This is a genomic window from uncultured Boseongicola sp. (assembly GCF_937988555.1).
Classification (GTDB): domain Bacteria; phylum Pseudomonadota; class Alphaproteobacteria; order Rhodobacterales; family Rhodobacteraceae; genus Boseongicola.
This window is the reverse complement of sequence record NZ_CALJXO010000228.1, coordinates 1-5,284: the sequence shown is the minus strand read 5'-3', so window position 1 is coordinate 5,284 and position 5,284 is coordinate 1. Positions and strand designations below refer to the sequence as shown.

4 protein-coding genes are annotated in these 5,284 nt (G+C 55.8%); 1 reads left to right on the top strand and 3 read right to left on the bottom strand.

Translation table 11 applies throughout. The features are described 5' to 3' along the window. A partial coding sequence (locus Q1B15_RS14010) for a CDGSH iron-sulfur domain-containing protein (RefSeq protein ID WP_299754585.1) occupies positions 1–279 on the top strand: 279 nt, incomplete at its 5' end. Here the strand turns inward: Q1B15_RS14010 and pdeM are convergent. From pdeM to Q1B15_RS13995, 3 genes are all read right to left on the bottom strand, one after another. Beyond that, complete coding sequence (gene pdeM / locus Q1B15_RS14005) at positions 276–944, bottom strand: ligase-associated DNA damage response endonuclease PdeM (protein WP_299754583.1); 669 nt, start codon at positions 942–944, stop codon at positions 276–278. The genes Q1B15_RS14010 and pdeM overlap by 4 nt on opposite strands. Positions 945–1,097: 153 nt before the next feature. After that, positions 1,098–3,545: a ligase-associated DNA damage response DEXH box helicase gene (locus Q1B15_RS14000; RefSeq protein ID WP_299754581.1), complete on the bottom strand. Its 2,448-nt coding sequence runs from the start codon at positions 3,543–3,545 to the stop codon at positions 1,098–1,100. Between the two features lie 135 nt (positions 3,546–3,680). Beyond that, entirely contained in the window at positions 3,681–4,991 is a 1,311-nt protein-coding gene (locus tag Q1B15_RS13995) for an ATPase (RefSeq protein ID WP_299754579.1), read from the bottom strand. Positions 4,992–5,284 lie beyond the last annotated feature (293 nt).

The following is a 5,284-nucleotide window of genomic DNA, read 5'->3' as shown; positions in this document are numbered from 1 at the left end:
TGCGACTATTCCCATGTCGACGCCAAATTTGAGGCGACTGGTGAACCTGCGACAACTGGAAAAGATGCGCCGGGTGAGGATGCAGGCGAGGCCCTGCAAATAGTTGCACACGAAAACGGCCCGATCGAAGCGCGCGGCGCCCTGGAAATCACCTCGGGAACCGGACACCGGCTGCACCGCGGGACCCGTGCGTTTTTGTGTCGGTGTGGCCAGTCCAAGAACAAACCGTTTTGCGACGGCAGTCACAAAAGCGCAGGCTTTGAGGCGCCGGGCGACTAAGCGTCAGATCGCGCGGCGCGCGGCACTGGAACGGCAAGTATGCGCCTTCCGGTCAGATACGCCGTTGCCTTGGCCGCAAAAAGTCTACGTAGCTCGGGTGTGGTCCAGCTGAGGCCCCCGGTATAGGCGCCAAACGCGGGTAGAATCATTCGAGCGTGATCAACCAGAAAGCAGCGACCGGACGCGTGCCGTATTCGCGCTTTTGGGTGGTAGTGCCCCGAAATTTCACCGCTTTCACAAGGGCTCGCGGCAATGTGGCGGAAGACGAAAGGACCTTCTCGATGCTCGCTTAGATGTGTGCCTGCAAGATCCAAAGGTCCTGGATCGTGGTTTCCCTCGATCCAAAGCCAACGCCGCCCCGCCTGCAGCCTTTGAAGCGTAGAGACATGGACGTCATCGAGTGCTGCCGCTGCCAGGCGATCGTCAAAACTGTCGCCAAGACAAAGAACAGTTTTCGCTTCCGTGGCCTCGATCGCGTCGGACAATTTCGTCAACGTCTCCGTGGTCTCATAGGGCGGCAAAAGGGTGCCTCCCTGCCGGGCAATCCGCTCAGATTTACCAAGATGCAGGTCTGAAATGACCAGCATTTCCACACGAGGCCAATAGAGCGCCCCGGTAGGAAGCAAACATATTTGTTCATCGCAGAATGAAATCGTGGCGTTCATGCTTCGTTCTTGGTTCGTGATTGTTTGGATTGCAAGCCTCTTGATAGCGCTGCGCAGACGCCGGAGGCTGCCAAAGTAATGCGGCCAAGAGATAAACCAACGTTAACCGTAATCAGGGACGCTTAAATTGGATACGAGTCCTGTGTGCGAGGCTTAGGATGGATTGTGCCGCACAGTTTTCTCCTTTTGAGGTAAGTCATCTAGGCCCGCAGCCTGCATCAATCGCTCGGCTTCTTGCTCTGCCAGTCGCGCCCTGCCTTCTCCAAAAACGGGCACGCGACCGGCCTCAAGAAACAAAGGCGCCGCCAGTGGTGTGACGCGATCAAGCACAAGATGGTCGATATGCCCGTTGGTGCGTTCCAGCATGTTTTCAATGCGCCCAAAATCCACAAGCCCCCTCATCGCTTCGTCGCGTGTGATGTCCAGCATAAGGTGATCAGGGTCATATTTGGTCAAAGTATCATAGAGAATGTCGGACGAAAAACTCGCCTGTCGCCCGCTTCTGCGTTGATGTCCCCAATTGCGCTCCAAGAGCCCGGCAATAGTCGCCGATGCGCGGAAAGTACGCTTCATGACAGCGTTGCCAGACAACCAGGTTTCGAAGGCGTCTCTCAAGTTCTCGCCATTAAAAAGGGGGTGCGGGTCTGGCACCTGATTGAGCCCCCAGATCAAAACGGCATAGTCAGTGGCAACAAACCCCAAGGGATCAAGCCCTGCGTTTTCCATGCGTTCAGTAACTAATAAACCCAGTGTTTGCATTGCGTTACGACCTGCAAAGCCATAGACGCAGGTGTGGTGCCGCCCATCATGCGGGAAGCTTTCAATCAGCAGTCGATCGGCACTTGGCAGCTTCGAAACCCTGCGCTGAAGCTTCAACCACTCAGATGTATGGCTGGGAAGTTCGGGCCAGCTTTCCTGTTTGAAAGTCCGGAGAATGCGCTCGGATAATTGGGTGGACGTGGCGAATTTCGTCCCCATAAACGTTGCGATTTTTGGTGGCTTGTTGGCTCTGCGGGAGACCTCGACTGTCAGTTCACGCAATCCTTCGTACCGAACCACGCGGCCACCGATCAGGAACGTGTCGCCGGGCGTCAACGTCGCGGCAAAACCTTCCTCGATTTCCCCAAGTGGGCGCCCGCCGCCGCGCCCTTTCAGCCGGACTTTCAACGTATCAGTGTCCTGAATGGTGCCCAAGTTCATGCGGATTTGTTGAGCTGCCCGCGGGTCGCGCAATTGCCAAAGCCCGTCTTCCCGTTGCTTCAGGCGTTGCCATCGGTCGTAAGCGCGAAGCGCATAGCCGCCTGTCGCAACCATCTCGAGGCATTGGTCAAATGCGTCTTGTGTCAGATCTGAAAACGCGCCGGTCGAGGTAAATGTGCGATAAAGCGCGTCTGCATCGAAGGGTCCTCGGCAAGCGCGGATTAAGATGTGTTGACACAAGACATCGCGTGGTGCGCGACCACGAGGCTCGCCGTCGAGGTCCGCTTCGCGCACGGCCTCAAGTGCGGCAACGCACTCAACAACTTCAAATCGGTTCGCGGGAACCACCAGCGCCTTTGACGGCGCGTTGTAGGTATGATTTGCGCGACCAATCCGCTGCACGAGACGCTTCACGTTTTTCGGGGCGCCGATCTGAATGACGAGATCGACATCCCCCCAGTCAATGCCAAGGTCCAATGAGCCTGTCGCGACAATCGCGCGGAGATCTCCGCGGACCATCGCGGCCTCCACCCGTTCGCGTTGCTCGCGTGACAGGCTGCCGTGATGGATGCCGATTGGCAAACTGTCGTCGTTTGCCAGCCACAGCTCATGAAAAAATATTTCAGCCTGAGCGCGGGTATTGTGAAAGATCAACGTCGTCTTGTGGTTTTTGATTTCCTCGAGCACGCGAGGGATCGCATATTTTCCGCCGCCCCCAGACCACGGAGGTAACTCTTCAGTTTCAAGCATCGAGATATCTGGCGCAGGACCGGGGTCGGCGTATAGCACTGGACAGGGGTCTGGATGTCGCGCAAGAAAATGCGCAATAGCGCGTGGGTCTTCGACCGTTGCCGAAAGACCCACGCGACGCATGCCAGGTGCCAGCTCTTGCATCTCCGCAAGGCAGAGCATCAATTGATCGCCGCGTTTATTTTCTGAAAGAGCGTGAATTTCATCCACGATCACCCGAGACAGACCGGCGAAGATCCGTGGGGCGTCTTCGTAGGTGAGAAGCAACGCAAGGCTTTCGGGCGTGGTCAGCAGGATATGCGGCGGATCCGCGCGTTGGCGCCTTTTGCGCGTCGCAGAGGTGTCGCCCGTGCGATCTTCGACGCGGACCGGAAGTCCCATTGCGTCAATGGGCGTGCCAAGGTTTCTGCGAATGTCGGCTGCCAGCGCTTTCAGAGGTGAGACGTAGATTGTGTGCAAACCGCTGTGCAAGCCATCCGCCAGCTCTGTGAGGGTAGGCAGGAACCCCGCAAGCGTTTTGCCGCCGCCGGTCGGTGCGATCAAAAGAAGCGAAGACGCCTCTGATCGCGAGACCATTTCGGACTGATGTGGGTGGATTGCCCAACCACGCGAAGCAAACCAGTCGTCAAATTTCTTGGGAAGCGCGGGCATATATCGCAAATAGGCTGAACCCGCGTCCGGGGAAAGCCTTTGCGTTTATCAAATGCAAATGTTGGGTACGTTGTCGGGAGGGGACAATGCCCCTCCGTTTGGCCGCTCAGGATCAGGCCCCGTGCGACCGAGATGTTAGTGGATGATCTTTTCTTCTTTGACGAACATGTTCGACCAAGCGCGGTCGATCAGTTCGGGGGACATCTGATAGGGGATGCCCTCAAATTCGCAGATAGCAATCATCTGATCCACAAGGAAGATCGGCTGATAGTTCGCATAGATATTGTCGATCGTCGGATATTTGTGCTTGATCAGGTAAACCAGCGTGTCTTCGTCCAGCGGCATCTTGCGCTTGCGCGCGACCATGGCGAAGATTTTCAGGTAGTCTTCCTGATCGGGGCCATCGATTTTGATCTTGAAAAAGATCCGGCGTAAGGCCGCTTTGTCGAAGATTTCGTTTGGGTGGAAGTTGGTTGAGAAAATCACAAGAGTGTCGAAGGGGACCTCGAACTTCTCGCCTGATTGAAGCGAAAGAATATCCTTGTTCTCTTCCAAGGGAACAATCCAGCGGTTCACCAGTGCCTGCGGCGGTTCTTCCTGACGGCCAAGGTCGTCCACGATAAAGACGCCGCCGGTAGATTTAAGTTGTAGCGGTGCCTGATAGGTACGAGCGGTGGGATTATAGACAAGGTCAAGCATCGAAAGCGACAACTCACCACCAGTGATCACCGTAGGACGGTCACAAAGCACGTAACGCGTGTCATAACGCCCGGAAGCCCGGCGGAGCGAGTTTGGATCGTCGACCTGTTCTTGCGCGGCGGTGTGGACAATCGGATCATACACCGTGATCACCTGACCCGAATACTCGATAGCGCGCGGCACGTAGATTTTGTCGCCCAAGGCGTCGCGAACGCCGTTCGAGATCGAAGACTTACCGTTTCCAGGAGGGCCATACATCAAAACCGAACGACCCGCGCTGACTGCGGGACCGAGGTGGTCGAGCAGTTCTTCAGGTAGGATCAAGTGGCCCATGGCGCCGTTCAACTGGTCCCGAGTGACCTGAATATTGCGGATCGACTGGCGTTTGACCTGTTCAGAGTAGACATCCAAGGGCACCGGCATAGCGCCGTAGTATTCTGATTGGGCCAAGGCATCGAGCGCCCGGGCTTTGCCGACGTCAGTGAGTTGATACCCCATTGCGCCGCCTGAGTTGGCGTGCAGCGTACCCGTTGCTTCGAGCATGCGCTGTTCACGGGCCATGTCGATAATTTCCTGAGTAACAGGGATCGGAAGGCAGACGGCCTTCGCAATTTCTGTCACGGCATCGATGTTCATTCGGAACATTGTTTTAAGAACGATGTCCCGCATCATGACGGCCGGCAATTTCATGCCGTCCAGCGTCCGAGGCGCTGGTGGCGCCATGACGTTCGAGGTTTCCATATTCATCTGAGTTACCCATGCCTCATATAAAATCTCTTTGGCCCGCGGTTGCCCAAATTTGAACAATAACCCATGTGAAGCCTTTGCTGATCGGAACATGACCGGCTAATGTGGCTAAAAAATGGAAAAAGGATGGGGAATGAGTAGACCAAATCCCCTCGTATTACTTTCAATTCTTATCGTAACCTTTTTAGGAGTTTCTTGGCTAGGATTGCGGCCGGGCGCGCTGCTGATCTCGGCGTACGAAGGCGACACTTATCACCTATTAGATATCCTGTTCCGCATGGAACAGGGACTTG

What these genes read in the sequence shown, in the direction of transcription:
- pdeM (WP_299754583.1), bottom strand. Translation starts at nt 944, where the DNA reads ATGAACGCCACGATTTCATTCTGCGATGAACAAATATGTTTGCTTCCT.
- Q1B15_RS14000 (WP_299754581.1), bottom strand. Translation starts at nt 3,545, where the DNA reads ATGCCCGCGCTTCCCAAGAAATTTGACGACTGGTTTGCTTCGCGTGGT.
- Q1B15_RS13995 (WP_299754579.1), bottom strand. Translation starts at nt 4,991, where the DNA reads ATGAATATGGAAACCTCGAACGTCATGGCGCCACCAGCGCCTCGGACG.